The sequence below is a fragment of the Phenylobacterium sp. genome, assembly GCF_030651755.1.
In the GTDB taxonomy this organism is placed as follows: domain Bacteria; phylum Pseudomonadota; class Alphaproteobacteria; order Caulobacterales; family Caulobacteraceae; genus Phenylobacterium.
Genome location: NZ_JAUSBZ010000058.1, coordinates 1 through 19326, shown reverse-complemented (window position 1 = coordinate 19326; position 19326 = coordinate 1). Strand labels below are relative to the sequence as shown.

Genomic DNA, 19326 nt, shown 5'->3' with positions numbered 1-19326 from the left:
CCTCAGCCTGCCGCCTTGGGCGCCCGTCGAACCTCGACGACCCGAACCCGCGCGCCGTCCAGCACCAGGGCCAGTTCGCCGCGCTTGATCCGCAGGGCGTCAGCGCCGAAGGCTTCCAGACGCCAACCCTTCAGGGCCTGACTATCGGCCCCGTCATCATTGGCGATCATTTCCAGGTCCGAAACCGTGGCGATGAGCTTGGAGGCCACGCCGGTGTCTTCGGCCCTGGCCTTGAGCAGGACCTTCAGCAGTTCCACCACAGCGCCCGCGGCGGGGGAGCTGGCCGGACGGGCGCGTTCGACCACCGGCGCGTAGGCCTCGGGGTTCTTCAACGCCTCGCGAATGGCCTCCAGAAGATCAGGGCCAAACTTCGAGCCCGAGAAGCCCTTGGGCACCGAGCGCAGACGATCCAGTCCCGCCGCATCGGTCGGCGCCTGCGTCGCCACCTCGTCGATGGCTTCGTCCTTCAGGATTCGACCGCGGGGTTGGTCGCGTTGCTGCGCCGTCCGCTCGCGCCAGGCCGCGACAGCCTTGTAGACCGCCATGTACTTGGCCGTGTGACGACGGGGCTTGAGGCGCCGCCAGGCGTTCTCAGGGACGACGTCGTAGTGGGCCGGGTCGGTCAGGCTCTCCATCTCGTCGGTCACCCAGACGAGGCGGTTTTCCGTCTCCAGCCGCTCGCGCAGCATCGGATAGAGTTTGGCGAGATGGGTCACATCGGCCAGGGCGTAGGTTAGCTGGGATTCCGCCAGGGGCCGCCGCGCCCAGTCGGTGAACCGGCTCGACTTGTCGAGCTCGATCTTCAGCATCTGTCTGACCAGGGCGTCATAGGCGATCTGCTCGCCAAACCCGGCGGCCATCCCGGCCACCTGAGTGTCGAACAGAGGCTTTGGCATGGCCTTCAGATTGTTGAAGATCTCGACATCCTGGCGGGCGGCATGGAACACCTTGAGGATGCTCTCATCGCGCATGACTTCCAGGAACGGCTCAAGGTCCATGCCCTCGGCCATGGGGTCGATGACCGCCTCATCAGTGGCGGTCGCCGCCTGGATCAGGCAGAGCCTTGGCCAGTAGGTGGTTTCGCGCATGAACTCGGTGTCTACGGCGACGAAGGGCTGGCCTTTCAGTCTGTCGCAGAACGCCGCGAGTTCGGCGGTGGTTGTAATCGGCGTCATCACGTAGCTATAGCCTCGCGCGCGACCGAGTCTGCAAGCGCCCGATGCATGGGCGCCCCAAAATTCTTTCCGCCCCCAGAGGGGCCAGGGCATTCGATATGACCGATCGGCCAAACGGCCTGACCTACGCCCAGGCGGGTGTCGACATCGACGCCGGCAATGCGCTTGTGGACGCCATCAAGCCGCTGGCCAAGGCCACGCGACGGCCCGGCGCCGAGGCTTCCCTAGGGGGATTTGGCGCCCTTTTCGACCTCAAGGCGGCCGGCTATGACGACCCCCTGCTGGTCACCACGACAGACGGCGTCGGCACCAAGCTGAAGATCGCCATCGAGACCGGCCTGCACGACACTGTCGGCATCGACTTGGTGGCCATGTGCGTCAACGACCTGCTGGCCCAGGGCGCAGAGCCCCTGATGTTCCTGGACTATCTGGCCACTAGCAAGCTGGACGTGGCCGTCGCCACCCGGGTGGTGGCCGGCATCGCCGAGGGCTGCAAGCTGGCCGGCGCCGCCCTCGTGGGCGGCGAGACCGCCGAGATGCCAGGCATGTATGCGGGCGATGACTATGACCTGGCGGGCTTCTCGGTCGGGGCGGTCGATCGCCATCGGGTCCTGCCTCGGATGAACGACCAAGGGGCCGGCGACCTGCTGATCGGCCTGGCCTCCTCAGGCCCGCACTCCAACGGCTATTCCCTCGTCCGCAAGATTGTCGAGCGGTCTGGCTTGGCCTGGGACGCGCCGGCCCCCTTCGCCGAGGGGCAGACCTTGGCGGAGGCTCTGATGGTCCCGACCCGCATCTATGCCCGAAGCCTGACGCCGCTGATCAAGGCCGGGCAGATCAAGGGCCTGGCGCATATCACCGGGGGCGGCCTGACCGAGAATCCCCCCCGCGCCATCGCCGAGGGCCTGGAGCCTCGATTTGACTGGAGCGCCTGGACCTTGCCGCCAGTGTTCGCCTGGCTACAGGAGGTTGGCGGCGTGGCCGAGACCGAGATGCGCCGGACATTCAACTGCGGGATCGGCATGGTTCTGATCGTTGGCGCCGAAGAGGCCCCCGCCGTGCTCGAAGCCCTGCTCGGCGCGGGCGAAGACGCCTTCATCTGCGGTGAACTGATCGCGGCCTGAACCAGCTCGCGGGGCATCGCCCAAGAAAAAGGGCCGCAGCGGCGAACGCTGCGGCCCTTTCCATGTCCGGGAAGCCCGATCAGCCGACGATCTGGTCTTCGGTGAAGAACTGGGCGATCTCCAGCTTGGCGTTGTCCTGGCTGTCGGAGCCGTGGACCGAGTTCTCGCCGACGTTCTTGGCGAACAGTTTGCGGATCGTGCCTTCGGCGGCCTGTTCCGGGTTGGTCGCGCCCATGATCTCACGATACTTGGCCACGGCGTTCTCGCCTTCCAGGACCTGAACGACCACGGGGGCCGAGGTCATCTGGCCGACCAGTTCGCCGTAGAACGGGCGCTCCTTGTGGACTTCGTAGAAGGTCTTGGCCTGGGCCTCGGTCATGCGAATGCGGCGTTGGGCGACGATGCGCAGGCCGGCGTCTTCGATCACCGCATTAATCTTGCCGGTGAGGTTCCGCTCGGTGGCGTCCGGCTTCAGGATCGAAAAGGTGCGTTCGGTCATGGGGCTTTTCTTCAGAATGGGGTCTTGGGGCGGGGTTTCGCCCAGAGGCGCGCGTGTATAGCCCTGAGACCCGCAGACGCCAAGCCGGCGCGGCAATGCCCCCTGACGCGCCGGGCGCGGTCTGCTATGAGCGCGCCACGGTCGGGACAGCGGCGGCGCAGATCTCGAGTTTTCCGACCCCCCTCCCCGTGACGGCGAGCCCGACCGCGGCCCCAAGGCCGCCTCTCCTTCTGGCCGCCCCCTTCTTTGTTGTGCCCTGACTGACATGCTGCAAATTCAAGATCTGGTTTTCGACGCCTGGGGCCGCCGTTTCTTCGACGGGGCCAGCGTCTCCCTGCCCCGCAACGCCAAGGTGGGCCTCGTCGGTCGCAACGGGATCGGCAAGTCCACCCTTTTCAAGCTGATCAAGGGCGAGCTGGTGCTGGGTTCGGGCGAAATCAGCCTGCCCAAGGGCGCGCGCCTGGGCTCGGTGGATCAGGAGCATCCGGCCACCCCGGTGTCGCTGATCGACACCGTGCTCGCCGCCGACGAAATCCGGCACGGTCTGCTGGCGGAGCTGGAGACCGCCGAACCTGAGCACATGGGTGAGATCTATGCGCGTCTGATCGAGATCGATGCTGACCGGGCGCCGTCTCGGGCGGCCGAAATCCTGGCCGGCCTGGGGTTTTCCACAGAGGATCTCGAACGGCCCATGTCGGAATTCTCCGGCGGCTGGCGGATGCGGGTGGCCCTGGCCGCAGCCCTGTTCTCCGAACCCGACATGCTGCTTCTGGACGAGCCGACCAACTATCTCGATCTGGAAGGCGCCCTTTGGCTCGAGGCTCGGCTGCGAACCTATCCGTACAACGCCCTGGTGATCAGCCACGACCGGGAGCTATTGAACAACTCCATCGACCACACCCTGCATCTGGCTGACGGCAAGCTCACCCTCTATGCCGGCGGCTATGACGCCTTTGAAACCCAGCGGGCTGAAAAGGCGCGGCTTCAAGAGGCCATGCGATCGAAGATCGAGGCCAAGCGGGCCCACATGCAGTCCTTCGTGGACCGCTTCCGGGCCAAGGCCAGCAAGGCGACCCAGGCCCAGTCGCGCTTGAAGGCGCTGTCCAAGCTGCCGGTGATCGCCGCGGTCGGCAGCGAACATGTGGCTCCCTTCACCCTGCCCTCGCCGGAACGCCCCCTCGCCCCGCCGCTGATCCGCCTGGAGGGCGTCAGCGTCGGCTATGGCGGCCCGCCCATCCTGCGAGACCTGAACCTGCGCCTGGACGTGGACGACCGCATTGGCCTGTTGGGAGTCAACGGCGCAGGCAAGTCCACCTTCGCCAAGATGTTGGCCGAGGCGCTGGCGATTGAGCACGGCCATATGCACCGCGACCGTCGCATGCGGGTGGGCTGGTTCCACCAGCACCAGATCGAGGCGATGGACCCGACCGACACCCCGCTCGACATCATCCGCCGGGCCATGCCCGAGGCCTCCGAGGCGGCCCGCCGCTCGCGCCTGGCCCAGTACGGCTTCAATCGCGACAAGGTGGAGACCACGGTCGCCGATCTGTCCGGCGGAGAGCGCGCGCGGTTGCTGCTGAACATGGTGGCTGCCGAGGCGCCTCACCTGCTGATCCTCGATGAGCCCACAAACCACCTGGATATCGACTCCCGCCGCGCCCTGCTGGAGGCGTTGAACGACTTCGCCGGGGCCGTGATCCTGATCACCCACGACCGATCGCTGATGGAGATGGTCGCTGACCGTCTCTGGCTCGCCGCCGACGGCACGATCGCCCCCTTCGACGGCGATCTGGAGGACTATTCCCGATATGTGATCGAACGCGCCAAGGCCCGCGTACGGGCCCCGACCCAGGTTCGCGAAGAGGTCGCCGCCCCCCCGCCGCCGCCGCCCGCGCCGGCTCGGAAGGCGCCCACCGGAAACGCCCGCCGTCGCGCCGAAGCCGCTGAAGCCGCCCTTGCCCGCGCCACTGAGGCGGTGGCCAGGATCGACGCTCAGCTCAGCGATCCCGCTGTGTTTGCGCAAGGCCCCGATAAGGCTGCAGCGCTCGGGCGCCAGCGGGCCCAGGCTCAGGGCGTGCTTGAAACCGCAGAGGCGGAGTGGATCGCTGCGGTGGAGGCCTATGAGGCGCTGAAGTCGCCTGCAGGATAAGCTGTTCGCCTCGAATGGGCGCGCTCGAATCAGGCGACTATTTCGCGTTTATTCACACCCGAGCCCTAGTCTCGGCGGAAGATGCGTATGGACGCCTGGACCTCGCCCGTGACATCACAACCTGATGAAGGCCAGACGGACGGCAGGCTTGCGCGCGCCCTGGCCGCCGTCTCCCAAGGGCTGGCCCTGATCGATCCTGGGGGATTGATCACCTGGGTCAATGACAGCTTCACCGTGATCACAGGCTACAGTGCAAAAGAGGCGATCGGCCAGTCCGCCTCTTGCCTTCTGCTCGTGGAGAACGACACGGGCGCGAGCACGCTTCTGACCGCACACAGCCTTTCGGCGATGGATGGGATGCGCGCCGAAGTGGCCGCCCGTCGAAAGAATGGCGAAATCTACTGGCTCGACGCTGAGATCCGTCCCGTCCGCGATGGATCCGGGGTGCTGGAGAGCCATGTCCTCACCCTGACCGACATCACAGAGGGCCGGCACGCTCACCGTCGCTCCGAGGCGGCCTCAACGGCCTTGCGCGACGCCGCGCGGCTGGCGGGGCTGGGCGGCTGGGAAATCGATTTTCGGACCGCCGAGGTTCGTTATAGCGCCGAGCTCTGCGCGATGACGGGGCGCACCGAGTCCACGGACTCCTTCCAGGCTGCGATCGAGATCTACCTGCCCGAACACCGGGACACTGTCCTGGCCGCAATCATCGGCGCCGCGCAAAACGGCGAGCGGATGGACTTCGAGGCCGAGGCGCAAACGGCCGATGGCCGTACTATCTGGCTGCGAGTCATGGGGGTCGCAGAGATCGTGGACGGCGTCTGCGTCGCGATTCGGGGCGCAAGCCAGGACGTGACCACGATGCGCCACGCCTTGGGCGAGCTGCGTGAGTCCGAGGGCTTCGCCCGCGGCGTGATTGACGGCATCGCCGCCATGGTGGCGGTGATCGACGCCAACGGCCAACTGGTGGAGGCCAACCGGAGTTTCCGTGACGGCGGGGGCGCACGGACCTCGGTGGAGAAGGTGCCCCAGCTGAACCTGTTCGAGATTTTCCGGCGGCTTCCAGGCGGCCATGGCCGCCCGCTGGAACGCGGCGTCCGCACGGTGATAGACGGGCAAAAGGAAACCTTCACCCGCGCCTATGAGGCGATAAGTGGCGAGTGGTTCCGGCTCAGCGCCTCGCGCTTTGTCGGGGATGGGCCGGTGCGGGTAGTGATTTTCACCCAGTCCATCGCCGATCTGAAGCGGTCCGAACGACGCTTGCGCAATCTGAACACCAATCTGAAGCGCGCCCGAGACCAGGCGGACGCCGCCAATCTGGCCAAGAGCGCCTTCCTCGCCACCATGAGCCATGAGATCCGCACGCCGCTCAATGGTGTGCTGGGCATGGCTCAGGCGATGGCCCGCGAAGATCTGCCCCAGCCCCAGAAGGAGCGCCTTGCCGTCATCCGCCAGGCCGGGGAGACGCTCCTCATCCTGCTGAACGACCTCCTGGACCTGTCCCGTATCGAGGCGGGGCGGCTTGAGCTTGAAGATGGCCTGGTGGACATCGCGCTCATCGCAGAAGGCGCGCGCGCCACCTTCACCACCCTGGCGGCGGAAAAGGATCTCCATTTCAGCCTGGCGATCGACCCTGAGGCGCCGGCCTACTGGCGCGGAGACCCCACGCGGGTCCGGCAGATTTTGTATAACCTGGTTTCCAACGCCGTGAAGTTCACCGCCCGGGGCTCTGTTGAGGTCTCAGTAGCCGCCAAGGATGGACAGCTTGTGATGGCTGTGACCGACACGGGTCCGGGCATCGCGCCCGAACGGCTCGGCGCCTTGTTTGAGAAGTTCGTCCAGGCCGACGCCACCACAACCAGACGGTTCGGCGGGTCTGGCCTGGGCTTGGCCATCTGCCGGGACCTGTGCGCCCTGATGGGGGGGACGATCGGCGTTGAAAGCGTGGTCGGTCGGGGGTCGGTCTTTACGGTCAAGCTCCCCCTGACCGTGGCGGCGCCGCCCGCGACCCAAGCTGCGCTTGAGGACAGTCGGCCCTTGGACGCCCAGGACGACCGCCAGATCCTGCGCATTCTGGCGGCCGAAGACAATCCGATGAATCAGCTGGTGCTGAAGACCCTCTTCTCGCCCCTGAAGATCGATCTTCACCTGGTCGATGACGGCCAGGCTGCAGTCGCCGCCTGGGCCGATGGCCAATGGGACGCCATTTTGATGGACGTTCAGATGCCGATCATGGACGGCCCGACGGCGACTCGGCTGATCCGGACCCGTGAGGAGGCCGAGGGCCGCCCAAGGACCCCCATAATCGCCCTCACCGCCAACGCCATGTCGCATCATGAGCGTGAATATCTGAACGCGGGCATGGACGCCCTCACCCCCAAGCCCATTGAGCTGGAGCGCCTCCTGGGCGCCCTGGACATGGTGCTGGCTGGCGCCTCATCCTCTCCCAGGGGCTGAGGAAGGATCAACACCATGCCAGATTGGGCGCGGGTGATTTATCTGTTGTTGGCCGCAGTGCTGGTGGCGCCAGCCGCCTTCGCCATCATCGCCCGTTGGTTGCGCCGGCCGCCTCGGGACTAGGGCCATGGCGGTCAGCCGCAGCGAACCTCCTTGATGACGCCGGTGGCGGCCTCGTAGAAGAAGTTCAGGCGACGGGGATGGAAGTCCATCGTCACCGGGCATGTGGTGCAGGCGACCCGCTGAAGGCCCGGATTCAACGGCACAGGGATTTCACTCCGGTGGCGGCCCACAAGACGCTGCGCCGCGGCGGCTCCGCACTGATCAGCGGGCGGCGCCGGCTGCGGCTGCGGCTGTGGCGCCGGGTAGTTTGGCGGCGGCGCGGGGCCCGGCCCCTCGCTGGCGCAAGCGCCGAGCATGAGAAGACTGACGCCCAGGGCGAATGCGAGCTTGCGTGTCATGCCTGTTTCTCCCAACCGCGGGCCATTTGTTTCCAGTAACTCACCGGCAGCCCAGATGTCTTGATCGCACGCCATTGCGCCCGCGCTGTGGCGAGGGCCGCCTCATCGCGGCCGTCAAACAGGACGATGCAGCGGACAAACCCATCAAGGTCGCCAGCGTCCGCCCCGTCCAACAGAAAGACCACATCCGCACCGTTCGGATTGTCCATCTGGGTGGTCAGGATCACCGGTTGCAGCGCCGCATGGGGTTCTTCGGCGAGACCATGGGGTAGGAAACTCTCGTCCCGATAGGTCCAAAGCAGCTCATCCAGGCGCTCGATTCGATCGCTCTGGCGTCCTCGAACGATGGCCCTCCAATTGCGCGCCAGGGAGCGCTCAAGGAGGTCTGGCAGCACCTGTTCCAGGCTCGACCGCTCCATATGATAGAACCAGACCTCGCAGGCCGGATCAGCCATGCCGGACCTCCAGCAACTCCTGCCCCAGCGCATAGAGGAGAGCTGCGACCTCTTTTGGGGCGGTCAGCGGCGAGAGGTGATTGAGCTGCAGCCTGCGGGCCCGCCAGCCGAGCAAACGGGCGGCCTGAGCCTGGTCCTCATAGGCCCCGCTCAGCTGCAGATAGGCGCCAGAGCCTGTGAGTTCGCCCTGGGGGGCGGCCTCCTCGAAATAGGCGAGCGGCAAGGGCGTCAGCTCCGCAACCAGGGCGTTCCGAAGTCCAGGGTCGGGGATCAGCCGCGCCAGGGCCCCGGGGGGCCACCATGCATCCCAAGTGGGAAGCTCGCCGCCCTGGGAGCCCAGGGTCAAATCCTGCCGCAGGGCGGGCGGGGCGGTGTCGAGCCAGCACTGGCCGGGATGCGGGAGAATGGCGTCAACCAGAATGGTGGCGGCGACCGGCGCCGAAAGGGCCGCCGCCGTGGCCGGAACCAGGGCGCCCGCGCCGCTGTGGGCGACGAGGATGAGCGGGTCGTCTCCGGCCTCGTCCACCGCCCGGGCGAGCTTGGTGGCCAGGGTGCGATAGAAGCTCCCGCTCACCTGAGAGAGCACCGGCCATGCCGGTGTTTCAGCCCTGGCCCCGCGGGCGCGCAGGTCGTCGCCCACCGCCTGCCAGGTCAGCGGGCCAAGCAAGGGGCTGTGCAAGAGCACGAACCGCACCGGGCGACCTCCGCTCTCGGCTGCGTCAGTCCTCGTACTTGTCGGCGACCATGCGGTTGAGCAGCCGGACACCATAGCCGGTGGCGCCCTCGGGGATGGTCGGCACGCTCGACGGCTTCTTCCAGGCGGTGGAGGCGATGTCCATGTGCGCCCAGGGCAGGCCGTTGACGAACCGCTGCAGGAAGAGCGCCGCGGTGATCGAGCCGCCCGGCCGCCCCCCGGTATTCTTCATGTCGGCGATCATGCTGTCGATCTGCTTGTCGTAGGCGGCCGGCAGCGGCATGCGCCACAGGGGCTCGGCCTCTGCCTTGGAGGCGGCCAGCAGATTGTCGGCCAGCTCGTCATTATTGGAGAACACGCCGGCATAATCGTTGCCGAGGCTGATGATGATGGCGCCGGTCAGGGTGGCCAGATCGACCATGAACTTCGGCTTGAAACGCTCCTGGCAGTACCAGAGGGCGTCCGCCAGGACGAGGCGGCCTTCGGCGTCGGTATTGATGATCTCGATGGTCTGGCCCGACATGCTGGTGACCACATCGCCGGGGCGCTGAGCGTCGCCGTCGGGCATGTTTTCCACAAGCCCCAGGATGCCGACCACATTGGCCTTGGCCTTGCGGCCGGCCAGGGCGTGCATGAGACCGGCCACGGCGGCGGCGCCGCCCATGTCCCACTTCATGTCTTCCATGCCGTCGGCCGGCTTGATTGAAATACCGCCCGTGTCGAAACAAACGCCCTTGCCCACAAAGGCGATCGGCTGGGCCTTGGGATCAGAGGCGCCGTTCCAGCGCATGATGGCCAGCTGGCTGTCCTTGGCGCTGCCGCGGCCAACGCCAAGCAGCGATCCCATGCCGAGCTTCTCCATCTCGGCCTCGCCGAGGATTTCGACCTCCAGGCCAAGGCTCTCCAACGCCTTCACACGACGGGCGAACTCGGCCGGATAGAGAACGTTCGGGGGTTCGGAAACCAGGTCGCGGGCGAAGGCGATGGCGTCGGCCAGGGCCGATTGGGCGACAAATCCAGACTTGGCCGCCTCGATGTCGGCGCAGACGAACTCACCCTTGAGCACCGACGGTTTTTTGTCGGCGGCTTCCTTGGTCCGGTAGCGATCAAAACGGTAGGCGGCCAGACGAACCCCCAGGGCGGCGCGCTCGGGCTGAGCAGCCGTCTCATCGGCGAAGGCCACCCGAAGAGTCGCCAGCCCCGAGAGCTTGACGGCGTTATAGGCGCTGGCGGCCGCATGCTCTGCGCCGACCTCGTCGAAAGCCTCGCGCTTGCCGGCGCCGACCAGGAGCAGACGCTCGGCCTTGTGGCCCGCGGGGGCGGCGAGGTCCAGGATCTGACCCTTGGCGCCAGTGAAGCGCCCTTGCGCCAGGGCGCGGGCGACCACACCTCCGGCCTGCCGGTCAGCCTCGGCCGCCGCCCCGGAAAGGGTGGCGCCTTCGAAGACGATGAGAGCGAGCGCCGACTTTTCGGCGATTTCCGAAGCGGCCGTGACGAATTGAATGTCCATGCGATATCTCAACCAAAGCAAAGCTGAAGGCGCTCCACCGCCAGGGCGCCCAGTCTGGCGTCACCTGCGGCGGTTGTGTGGCGCGGCGACGCATGGTTTAGAACAGCTTCGCGCCAAGGGCGCGCCAAATCAGCCCGGCGACGCCTTTTTTCCATGCGCCTGATCGACCGATACCTGCTGCGCCAGCTCCTGGGTCCCACCCTGTTGGCGACGCTCGCCCTCACCGCAGTGGCCTTGCTCAGCCAGAGCCTCTCGGCCCTCGACGTCATCATCAACCAGCGCCAGAGCGCTGGGGTCTTCCTCAAGATCACCTTGCTGGCCATGCCGCAGCTGATCAACATGGTGCTGCCGCTAGCCTTGTTTGTGGCAGCCCTGGTCGCCTTGAACCGCTTGCAGAGCGAGCAGGAGCTCGTCGTCTGCTTCGCGGGCGGCATGAGTCGCTGGCGGGTTATCGCCCCTCCCCTGCGCCTGGCGGTCATCCTCGCCCTGCTGGCCCTGGTGCTGAACCTCTTCATTCAGCCCGCCGCCTATCGGGAATTGCGCGAAACGCTGTTTGACGTGCGCACCGATCTCGCCGCCACCCTGGTCCGCGAGGGCGAGTTTACCGAGCCCGCCCCAGGATTGACCGTCTACGCCCAGAGCGTCGACAGCCGCGGTCGCATGGGCAACCTGTTCATTCACGTGGCCGAAAGCGACGGCGCGGCCACCACCTACACCGCTGACCAGGGGCGCATGGCCACCCGCGGCGGAACCCCCGTGCTGGTGATGTCTCGCGGCTCCACCCAGGAGTTCAGCGCTACCGGCGTGCTGAACTACCTGACCTTCGATGAGTACATCTTCAACCTGGGTCCCCTGGTCGCGTCCGAGGAGCTGGTCCACTACAAGCCATCGGACCGCTATCTCCATGAGCTGTTTTTTCCCGACCTGGAACAGGACTGGGAACGGCGGAACCGACTGGACATGCTGGCCGAGGGGCATGCTCGCCTGGCCACGCCCCTGTACAATATCGCCTTCATGGCCATGGCCCTGGCCGCCATTCTGGGGGGCGGCTATGACCGCATGGGCTATGGTCGGCGCATCGCCTGGGCCGGAGCCGCCGCCGCGGTGACCCGCATCCTGGGCTTCGTCGTCCAGGCGGCCTCCGAGGCCAGCGCCTGGCTCAATGTGCTGCAATACGCCGTGCCCCTGCTGGCGATCGGCTTGGCGCTGCGCGGGCTGTTCCGACAGAAGGTGACCCGCTTCATCGATATCCGGAAGAGACGCCCGAAACCCGTCGTCGCAGCGGAGGGTGGGGCATGAGATTTGGTCGGATCGAGGCCTATGTCCTCTCCCGCAGCCTGCTGAGCGTCGGCGTCGCCCTGGCGGTGATTACGGCTGTCATCGTGCTGGTTCAGTTCGTCGAGCTGTCCCGCTCCATCGGGGGACGCACCGAGGTCAGCGTTGTGGAGCTGTTCGGGCTGACCGCCCTGGGCGCCCCCAGTCTGATCCTGGTGCTGCTGCCCTTCGTCTTCCTGTTTGGCTGCATGGCCGCCTATGTCAGCCTGAATCGGCGCAGCGAACTTGTCGCCATGCGTGCGGCCGGGGTTTCGGCTTGGCGCTTCATCCTGCCCACGGCGGCGGCGGCGGCGATCATCGGGGCCATTTCAGTCTCCCTGCTGAACCCCCTGGCGGCGGCGGCCAATTCGCGGTTCGGCCTGGAGCGGGCGCGGATCATGGACAACTATCTGGTCGACGCCCCGGACGACATCTGGCTGCGGCAGGGCGACGAGCGCAGCCAGATCGTCATCCATGCCAAGGACCGGGAGATCATCGACGGGACCGTGGTCCTGCGTGCCGTCTCCCTGTTCATCTACCAGAAGAATGAGGATGGGATTCCGCAGTTCCAACGCCGTCTGGAAGCGGCCGAAGCTCGTCTGTTACCGGGGTTCTGGCGGCTGACCGACGTCCGCGAGGCGGCGGCGGGCGAGAGCTCAGTCCGCTCGGAGAGCCTGTCCCTGAGATCCAGTCTCGACAGCGAATCGGCGCTGGAGCGCTTCGCCTCTCCCCAGGCGATCGCCTTTTGGCGGCTGCCGGCTGCGATCCGAACCACCGAGCAAGCCGGTTTCAGCGCCAGCCGGTACCAACTTCGCTTTCATCAACTTCTGGCCACACCCCTCCTGTTCGCAGCCATGACGATCCTGGCGGCAGCCTTCTCCCTACGCCTGGCGCGTCTGGGCGGCATGGCGGGACTGGCGGGGGCCGGTGTGGCCCTGGGTTTTGTCTTCTTCTTCCTGAATGAGTTCGCCGGCGCCCTGGCCAACGCGGCTATCATTCCCCTGGCCGCAGCCGCTTGGGCGCCCCCGATTATCGCCCTGCTGTCGGGCCTCACCCTGCTCTGCTACACCGAAGACGGTTGAAAGACGCCGCCACGCCGCTATTCCCTGCACAGGGGCCGCGGCCAGAAGGGATTTCACGCTTGAAGACTTCACCTCGGCGCACATCGTTCGCCTCGGTCAAGCTCAGCCTCCTGACCGGGGCTGCGCTGGCGAGCCTGTGCGCAGGGACGGTGGCGGCTCAGACCGTGCCGACGCTGGGCGCCGATGGTCTGCCGCCCGGCGCCATCTATCTCGAGGCTGAAACGATCCTGCGCGATGATCCTAAGGCCCGCACCACCGCCACCGGTGGGGTTGAAGCGCGCTATGACAACCGCAACCTACGCGCCGATTCCCTGGTCTATGACGAGGGCCAAGGCCTGCTCGAAGCGGCGAATGTCGAGATTCTGAACCCCGACGGCAGCGTCGAATTCGCCCGGGAAATCGTGCTCGATGACCAGATGCGGGCGGGCGTCGCCCGCGGCTTTTCGGCCCGCCTGCCTCAGAACGTCAAGCTGGCGGCGGCCAGCGCGGTGCGCCGCAACGAGAACATCAACGAGCTCAACCGCGCTATCTATACCCCGTGCGACATCTGCGCCGACAATGAGTCCAAGGCGCCCACCTGGTCGATCCAGGCTGACAAGGTGGTGCAGGATCGGGAACGGCAGCTCATCTATTACCGCCATGCGGTCTTCCGCCTGTTCGGGACGCCGGTCTTCTATCTGCCCCTGTTCTGGCACCCCGACCCGCAGGCGGAGCGGAAGTCGGGCCTGTTGATGCCGGACATCTCCGCTTCAGATCGCCGCGGCTTCTCTTACGAACAGCCATATCTTTTTGTTCTTTCAGACTATTCCGACCTCACCCTCAGCCCTCAGATTAACGCCAAGGTCGAGCCGTTCCTGAACGCCCGGTATCGAAAGCGGTTCTATTCGGGTGAGATCGATGTCCGCGGCGGCTACACCTATGCTGAGGACTTCGACTCCTTTGGGCAGTTCGGGGACGCCACATCCCGCAGCTATATTCTGGCCCGCGGCGCCTTCGCGATCGACGAGCATTGGGACTGGGGGTTCACCGCCGAACGGGTGTCGGACCGGTTGCTGTTCGACAAGTACGAGATCGGCGACGTCTATCAGTCCCGCGGCCCTTACATCGCCGACGACCGGCGCCTGATCTCCCAAGTCTACGCCATCCGCCAGGATGAACGCTCCTATCTCTCAGCCGCGGCCTTCGATATCCAGGGCCTGCGCCCCGGGGATGATGACCGCACCTTCCCCACCGTCGCCCCGCTGATCGAGGGCCGGTGGACTCCCGACGTGCGGCTAGCCGGGGGGCGTCTCCGGTTGCAGGCCAACGCCGTGGCGTTGGAACGGGACCTCTCTCCCACCAGCACAGCGGCCTTGCGCGTTCCTGGCCTCGACAGCCGACGCGTGGTGGCCCAGGCTGATTGGCGCAGAACCTTCACCACCCCCGCCGGCCTGCGGTTGGAGCCCTTTGTCAATCTGCGCGGCGACGCCTACAGCCTGGGTGATGTGCCCTCGGAAGGCTTCGGGAGCCGCACCACGACCCGCGGCATGGCGACGGCCGGCGCGGACGTGAGCTGGCCCTTCTATCGTCGTTTCAACAATATGACGGCGGTCCTTGAGCCTCTGATCCAGGTGTCGGCCTCCCCCCGCCCCCACCAGATCCAGGTCGGCGTCGACGCCAATGGCGCTCCAACCTACCTGGATGAGGACAGCCTGGCCTTCGAATTTGACGAGACCAACCTGCTCATGACCGACCGCTTCCCCGGTTATGACCTGATGGAGGGTGGGCTTCGGGCGAGCGTCGCTGCGCGGGCCAATCTTCTTTGGGATGACGGGCGCCGCGCGACGGTGCTGGTGGGCCGGAGTTTCCGGGACCGGGAAGAACAGGCCTTTCCCGAGCGGACAGGCCTGCGCGACACCCAATCAGACTGGATCGTCGCGGCCCAGGCCCAGCCGATCCGTGGCATATCGGCCTTTGGCCGCGCTCGACTGGACGCCGATACCCTGGAGGTTCGGCGGGCTGAGACCGGCGCCAATGTGTCCCTTGGCCGGGGATCAGGCTTCTTCCGCTACCTCTGGGATGATCTCGACATCAACGGCGTCAAACGCGAAAATCTGGACGTGGGCGGAGAGGTGTTCCTGACCCAGAACTGGGGCGTCACCGCCTACGGAAATCGGGACATGGTGCAGAACGGCTGGGTGGTGCGCGACATCGGAGTGGTCTATCGGGACGAGTGCACACGGATCGAAGTCATCTATCGGCGCGAGGACACGGTTGTTGGACGGCTAGGCCCCAGCGAGTCCGTAGCCGTGCGCCTAACCCTCGCCACATTGGGCGAACCTATCTATGCCAATTAGGACCAGCGGCGCTTTGAGCCGCCACGAAGGAATGACCCAAGCGATGTTGTCTGCGCGTTCAGTTCGCGGCCGTGCGGCCTGCGGCGTCGCCCTTGCGGCTCTCCTGGCGACCGGCGCCCTCTCCGGCGTTGCGTTCGCCCAGGACGAGGCGCCTGCGCGTCCCGCCCCCGCCGCGGGCATGTCCGAGTATGCCGCTGCGGTCGTCAATGACGAGATCATCTCGACCTACGACCTCGCCCAGCGGATGCGGCTGCTGATCGCCACCACCGGCGTTCAGCCGACCGAGCAGAACCTGCCGCAAATCCAGCAGGAAGCCCTGGTCTCCCTCGTGGATGAAGCCTTGCAGCTTCAGGAACTTCGTCGGGTTGAGCGCCAGCAGAAGTTCAGCATCATCGCCAGCGACGAGGACGTCGACGCCGAAATCGCCGAGCTTGCGGCGGGCAATGAGATGACGGCCGAGCAGTTCACCTCCATGCTCCGCAGTCAGGGGGTCCTGGGATCCCTGCGCGAACAGCTGCGCGCCCAGGCCAGCTGGCAACGTTGGATTCAGGGCCGCTATGGTTCGCGGCTTCGGATCGGCGATGATCAGGTGCAGGCGGTGCTGCAGCAGCAGCGGGCCCAGGCCACGCGTCCACAGTTCCAGGTGAGCGAGGTGTTCATCGACAGCGCCCGCGTGGGCGGAATGGATACGGCCCTTCGCGGCGCTGAGCAGCTGGTCAGCCAGATGCAACAGGGCGCGCCATTCCAGGCCGTCGCCCGGCAGTTCTCCGCCGCCCCGACGGCGGCGGCCGGCGGCGACGCTGGCTGGATCGGCCCTGGCGAAATGCCCGCCGAGGTGGAACAGGCCCTCGATCAGATGCGGCCCGGTCAGCTCTCGCGCCCAATTCCGGTGTCCGACGGGGTCTACATCGTCTATCTCCGCGACAAGCGGTCTGGCGCTGGCGCGACGGTGGTCAGCCTCAAGCAGGCGGCGATCGGGGTTCCGGCCAGCGCTCCAGAGAGCCAGGTCTCCGCCGCGCGGTCGCGGCTCATGTCTCTGCGGTCGCAGATTACAGGTTGCGACGACCTTGAAGCTGTCGCTAGCCGGGAGGCCGGCGTGATCGCCGGTGACCTGGGCGAGGCGGAGATCGGCGATCTGGCGCCGGCCTTCAGGACCGCGGCCGAGAGCCTGCAGATTGGCGAACTCTCCGAGCCCATTCGCACAGAAGCCGGCATGCACATTGTCGCGGTTTGCGGCAAGCGCGCCTCTGGAGGGGCCGAGCTGTCGCCCCAGATGGTCGAACGGCGTCTGTTCTTCGAGCAACTCGGGCTCATCGCCCGGCGTTACATGCGTGACCTCCGAAACGCAGCCACCCTTGAGACCCGGTGAAGAACCGCCCACTGGCCGTCAGTCTGGGAGACCCCTCCGGGATCGGCCCTGAGATTGTTTTCAAGGCCTGGAGCGCACTTCGCCACACAGGACCGCACTTCCTTGTGGTCGGAGATCTGGGGCAGGTGGCCGCTGCGTCCAGCGGGACGACAGGTCTCGTCCGGCCGATTAGCACGGCGGAGGACGCCGCCCGCACCTTCCCCCACGCCGTGCCGGTCATCGACATTCCCCTGCTCGAGCCCGTCGTGGCCGGGGCGCCCTCGCCCCGTGCGGCCAAGGCGGTGATCGCCTGGATCGAAACCGCCGTAGGCCTCGCCCTGTCGGGCGCCGTCGGCGGCGTGGTGACCGCCCCGATCGCCAAGGAAAGCCTCTATGGCGCCGGGTTTTCCTTCCCCGGACATACAGAATTTCTGGGTGAACTCACCCTGGCTCACCGATTTGACGGCGCCCGAGGGCCTGTGATGATGCTGGCCGCCCCAGGCCTCCGTGTCTCATTGGTGACCGTCCACATGCCCTTGGCGGAGGTCCCGGCCAGTCTTTCTGTGGAAAAGATCGTCAATGCCGGCCTGGTGACCGCCCAGGCCCTGCGGCGGGACTTCGGCATAGAATCGCCGCGCCTGGCTGTGGCGGCGCTGAATCCCCATGCGGGCGAAGGCGGGACCATCGGGCGGGAGGAAATTCAGATCGTCGGCCCTGCCGTAAGGTCCCTGCGCGATCTGGGCGTGAACGCCGTCGGGCCAAGCCCCGCCGACAGCCTGTTTCACGAGGCCGCACGCGCCAAGTCCGATGCTGTCCTCTGCCTTTATCACGACCAGGCCCTCATTCCGCTCAAGATGCTCGACTTCTGGGGCGGGGTGAATGTCACGCTGGGACTGCCCATCGTGCGAACCTCCCCTGACCACGGCACCGCCTTTGATATCGCCGGCCGCGGCCAGGCGCGCCCCGACAGCATGATCGCGGCGATCCGCCTGGCCAAAGAGATCGCCGACCGTCGGCAATGAGCGCGCTGACCAATCTCCCCCCCCTAAGACAGAGCCTGGAGGCCCACGGGCTGATGGCCGACAAGGGCCTGGGCCAGCACTTCCTTCTCGACCTGAACATCACCCGCAAGATCGCCCGGCTCGCCGGCCCCCTGGAGGGACGCCCGGTTCTGGAGGTGGGCCCCGGCCCCGGCGGCCTGACCCGTGCGCTCCTGGAGGCCGGGGCTGACGTGACCGTCATTGAGAAGGACGCGCGGTTTCTCCCGATCCTCAATGACCTTACGACCGTTTCCGAAGGCCGGCTGACCATTCAGATGGGCGACGCGCTGAAGGTCGATGAGGGCGCCCTCGCCGCCGGCGCGCCGCTGACCATAGTCTCCAACCTGCCCTACAATGTGGGCACGGCCCTCCTGATCAAGTGGCTGACCGGCCCCTATCGCCCCGCCTCAATGACCCTGATGTTCCAGAAGGAAGTGGCTGAGCGGATCGTCGCCCGTCCAGGGGATGACGCCTATGGCCGTCTGGCCGTCCTCGCCCAGGCGACCACCCAAGCCAAGATCGTGATGGAGGCGCCGGCCCGGGCCTTCACCCCACCGCCCAAGGTCGACTCCGCCGTGGTCCGCCTCGACCCCCTGCCAGACCGGCCGCCGACGCCCCTGCTGGCGGCCCTTGAGCGGGTCAGCCAGGCTGCATTTGGTCAAAGGCGCAAGATGCTGCGGGCGAGCCTCAAGCCCCTCGGGGGCGCAGATCTATGCGCCGCCGCAGGGATCGACCCTGTCCGCCGGGCCGAGACCCTCACCCTCGACGAATTCATGGGCCTCGCCCAGGCCGTGCTGGTGGCGGAGCGCCACGGGGAGAAATAGGCCGGAAGGCCTTGCCGGGGAAGGCCACCCTCCTCTAGGACCGGCCCATGCTGGACATTGACCAGGCCCTCGTCGGCCTCAACGCCTATCCCTACCTGCAGACCCTGATCGGGCTTGGCGTCCTGGCGATCCTCGCCGCCGTGGTCAATTGGCTGACCCATCACGTGCTTCTGCGGATTGTTCGCCGGGCCCTCAGCCTGTCCCTGAGAGAAGAGGCGGAGACCTTCTTCCACGAGGTCATCGCCCGCCTGGCCAATGTGGCGCCGGCCATCGTGATCTATCAGGCGGTGCTGCTGGTGCCCCACCTGCCGGCCGCCGCCGAGACGGTGGTGCGGAACGTGGCCGCCGCCTTCATGATCCTGACGGTGTTCCTGGCCATCACCGGCGGCCTGAACCTGATCAACGCCCTCTATTCCCGCCGACCCGAAGCCCGGCAGCGGCCCATCAAGGGCTATATCCAGGTCGGCAAGATCATCCTCTATCTGGCGGCCGCGATCCTGGTGGTGGCCACCCTGCTTGATCGCTCCCCCCTGCTGCTGATCTCCGGCCTGGGCGCCATGGCCGCGGTCCTGCTGCTGGTCTTCAAGGACACCATCCTGTCCCTGGTCGCTTCGGTGCAGCTGACCAGCAACGACATGATCCGGGTCGGCGACTGGATCGAGATGCCGCAGCTCAACGCCAATGGCGATGTGATCGACCTGGCGCTGCACACGGTGAAGATCCAGAATTTCGACAAGACCATCACCACCATCCCCTCCTACGCCCTCATATCAGATTCCTTCAGGAACTGGAGAGGCATGGTGCAGGCCGGCGGCCGCAGGATCAAGCGCTCCATCCATATCGATGCCACCAGCATCG

The 19326-nt window shown here is 66.5% G+C and carries 16 protein-coding genes; 10 read left to right on the top strand and 6 right to left on the bottom strand.

What is annotated here, in order from left to right; all coding sequences use genetic code 11:
- Positions 1-2 precede the first annotated feature (2 nt).
- Entirely contained in the window at positions 3-1175 is a 1173-nt protein-coding gene (rnd, locus tag Q7V15_RS05990; protein WP_304754520.1) for a ribonuclease D, read from the bottom strand.
- 98 nt (positions 1176-1273) lie between these two features.
- Between rnd and purM the strand changes: the two genes are divergently transcribed.
- A complete protein-coding gene (purM, locus tag Q7V15_RS05985; protein WP_304754519.1) occupies positions 1274-2299 on the top strand; it encodes a phosphoribosylformylglycinamidine cyclo-ligase in 1026 nt (341 codons plus the stop codon).
- Between the two features lie 79 nt (positions 2300-2378).
- Here purM and ndk read toward each other — a convergent pair whose 3' ends face one another.
- Positions 2379-2798, bottom strand: a complete 420-nt coding sequence (gene ndk / locus Q7V15_RS05980; protein ID WP_304754518.1) for a nucleoside-diphosphate kinase — start codon at positions 2796-2798, stop codon at positions 2379-2381.
- 265 nt (positions 2799-3063) lie between these two features.
- Between ndk and Q7V15_RS05975 the strand changes: the two genes are divergently transcribed.
- Positions 3064-4947: an ABC-F family ATP-binding cassette domain-containing protein gene (locus Q7V15_RS05975; protein ID WP_304754517.1), complete on the top strand. Its 1884-nt coding sequence runs from the start codon at positions 3064-3066 to the stop codon at positions 4945-4947.
- Positions 4948-5055: 108 nt separating this feature from the next.
- Complete coding sequence (locus tag Q7V15_RS05970) at positions 5056-7404, top strand: ATP-binding protein (RefSeq protein ID WP_304754516.1); 2349 nt, start codon at positions 5056-5058, stop codon at positions 7402-7404.
- 134 nt (positions 7405-7538) lie between these two features.
- Here the strand turns inward: Q7V15_RS05970 and Q7V15_RS05965 are convergent, their stop codons facing one another.
- The 4 genes from Q7V15_RS05965 to Q7V15_RS05950 are packed head-to-tail and all read right to left on the bottom strand — an operon-like array spanning position 7539 to position 10524.
- The gene (locus Q7V15_RS05965; RefSeq protein WP_304754515.1) at positions 7539-7865 is read right to left on the bottom strand and encodes a peptidase inhibitor I78; all 327 of its coding nucleotides are present in this window, start codon (positions 7863-7865) and stop codon (positions 7539-7541) included.
- Entirely contained in the window at positions 7862-8320 is a 459-nt protein-coding gene (locus Q7V15_RS05960; RefSeq protein ID WP_304754514.1) for a DNA polymerase III subunit chi, read from the bottom strand. Before Q7V15_RS05960 ends, Q7V15_RS05965 begins: the two co-directional genes overlap by 4 nt.
- The gene (locus tag Q7V15_RS05955) at positions 8313-9014 is read right to left on the bottom strand and encodes a hypothetical protein (protein ID WP_304754513.1); all 702 of its coding nucleotides are present in this window, start codon (positions 9012-9014) and stop codon (positions 8313-8315) included. Before Q7V15_RS05955 ends, Q7V15_RS05960 begins: the two co-directional genes overlap by 8 nt.
- Positions 9015-9039: 25 nt before the next feature.
- Positions 9040-10524 carry a leucyl aminopeptidase gene (locus tag Q7V15_RS05950; protein WP_304754512.1) on the bottom strand — a complete coding sequence of 495 codons (1485 nt, stop codon included), beginning with the start codon at positions 10522-10524 and terminating at the stop codon, positions 9040-9042.
- A 153-nt stretch (positions 10525-10677) separates the two neighbouring features.
- On the opposite strand from Q7V15_RS05950, the gene lptF reads away from it, so the two are divergent.
- The 7 genes from lptF to Q7V15_RS05915 all read left to right on the top strand — a co-directional run.
- On the top strand, positions 10678-11823 hold the full coding sequence (lptF, locus tag Q7V15_RS05945; RefSeq protein ID WP_304754511.1) for an LPS export ABC transporter permease LptF: 1146 nt from the start codon (positions 10678-10680) through the stop codon (positions 11821-11823).
- Positions 11820-12920, top strand: a complete 1101-nt coding sequence (lptG, locus tag Q7V15_RS05940) for an LPS export ABC transporter permease LptG (RefSeq protein ID WP_304754510.1) — start codon at positions 11820-11822, stop codon at positions 12918-12920. Before lptF ends, lptG begins: the two co-directional genes overlap by 4 nt.
- 59 nt (positions 12921-12979) lie before the next feature.
- Entirely contained in the window at positions 12980-15256 is a 2277-nt protein-coding gene (locus Q7V15_RS05935) for an LPS-assembly protein LptD (protein WP_304754509.1), read from the top strand.
- Between the two features lie 43 nt (positions 15257-15299).
- Positions 15300-16625 carry a peptidylprolyl isomerase gene (locus Q7V15_RS05930; protein WP_304754508.1) on the top strand — a complete coding sequence of 442 codons (1326 nt, stop codon included), beginning with the start codon at positions 15300-15302 and terminating at the stop codon, positions 16623-16625.
- A complete protein-coding gene (pdxA, locus tag Q7V15_RS05925; RefSeq protein WP_304754507.1) occupies positions 16622-17626 on the top strand; it encodes a 4-hydroxythreonine-4-phosphate dehydrogenase PdxA in 1005 nt (334 codons plus the stop codon). Before Q7V15_RS05930 ends, pdxA begins: the two co-directional genes overlap by 4 nt.
- Positions 17623-18468, top strand: coding sequence for a 16S rRNA (adenine(1518)-N(6)/adenine(1519)-N(6))-dimethyltransferase RsmA (rsmA, locus tag Q7V15_RS05920; RefSeq protein ID WP_304754506.1), 846 nt, complete (start codon positions 17623-17625; stop codon positions 18466-18468). The genes pdxA and rsmA overlap by 4 nt, the downstream gene beginning before the upstream one ends.
- 47 nt (positions 18469-18515) lie before the next feature.
- Positions 18516-19326: mechanosensitive ion channel family protein (locus Q7V15_RS05915; protein WP_304754505.1), on the top strand; the 811-nt coding region annotated here is incomplete at its 3' end.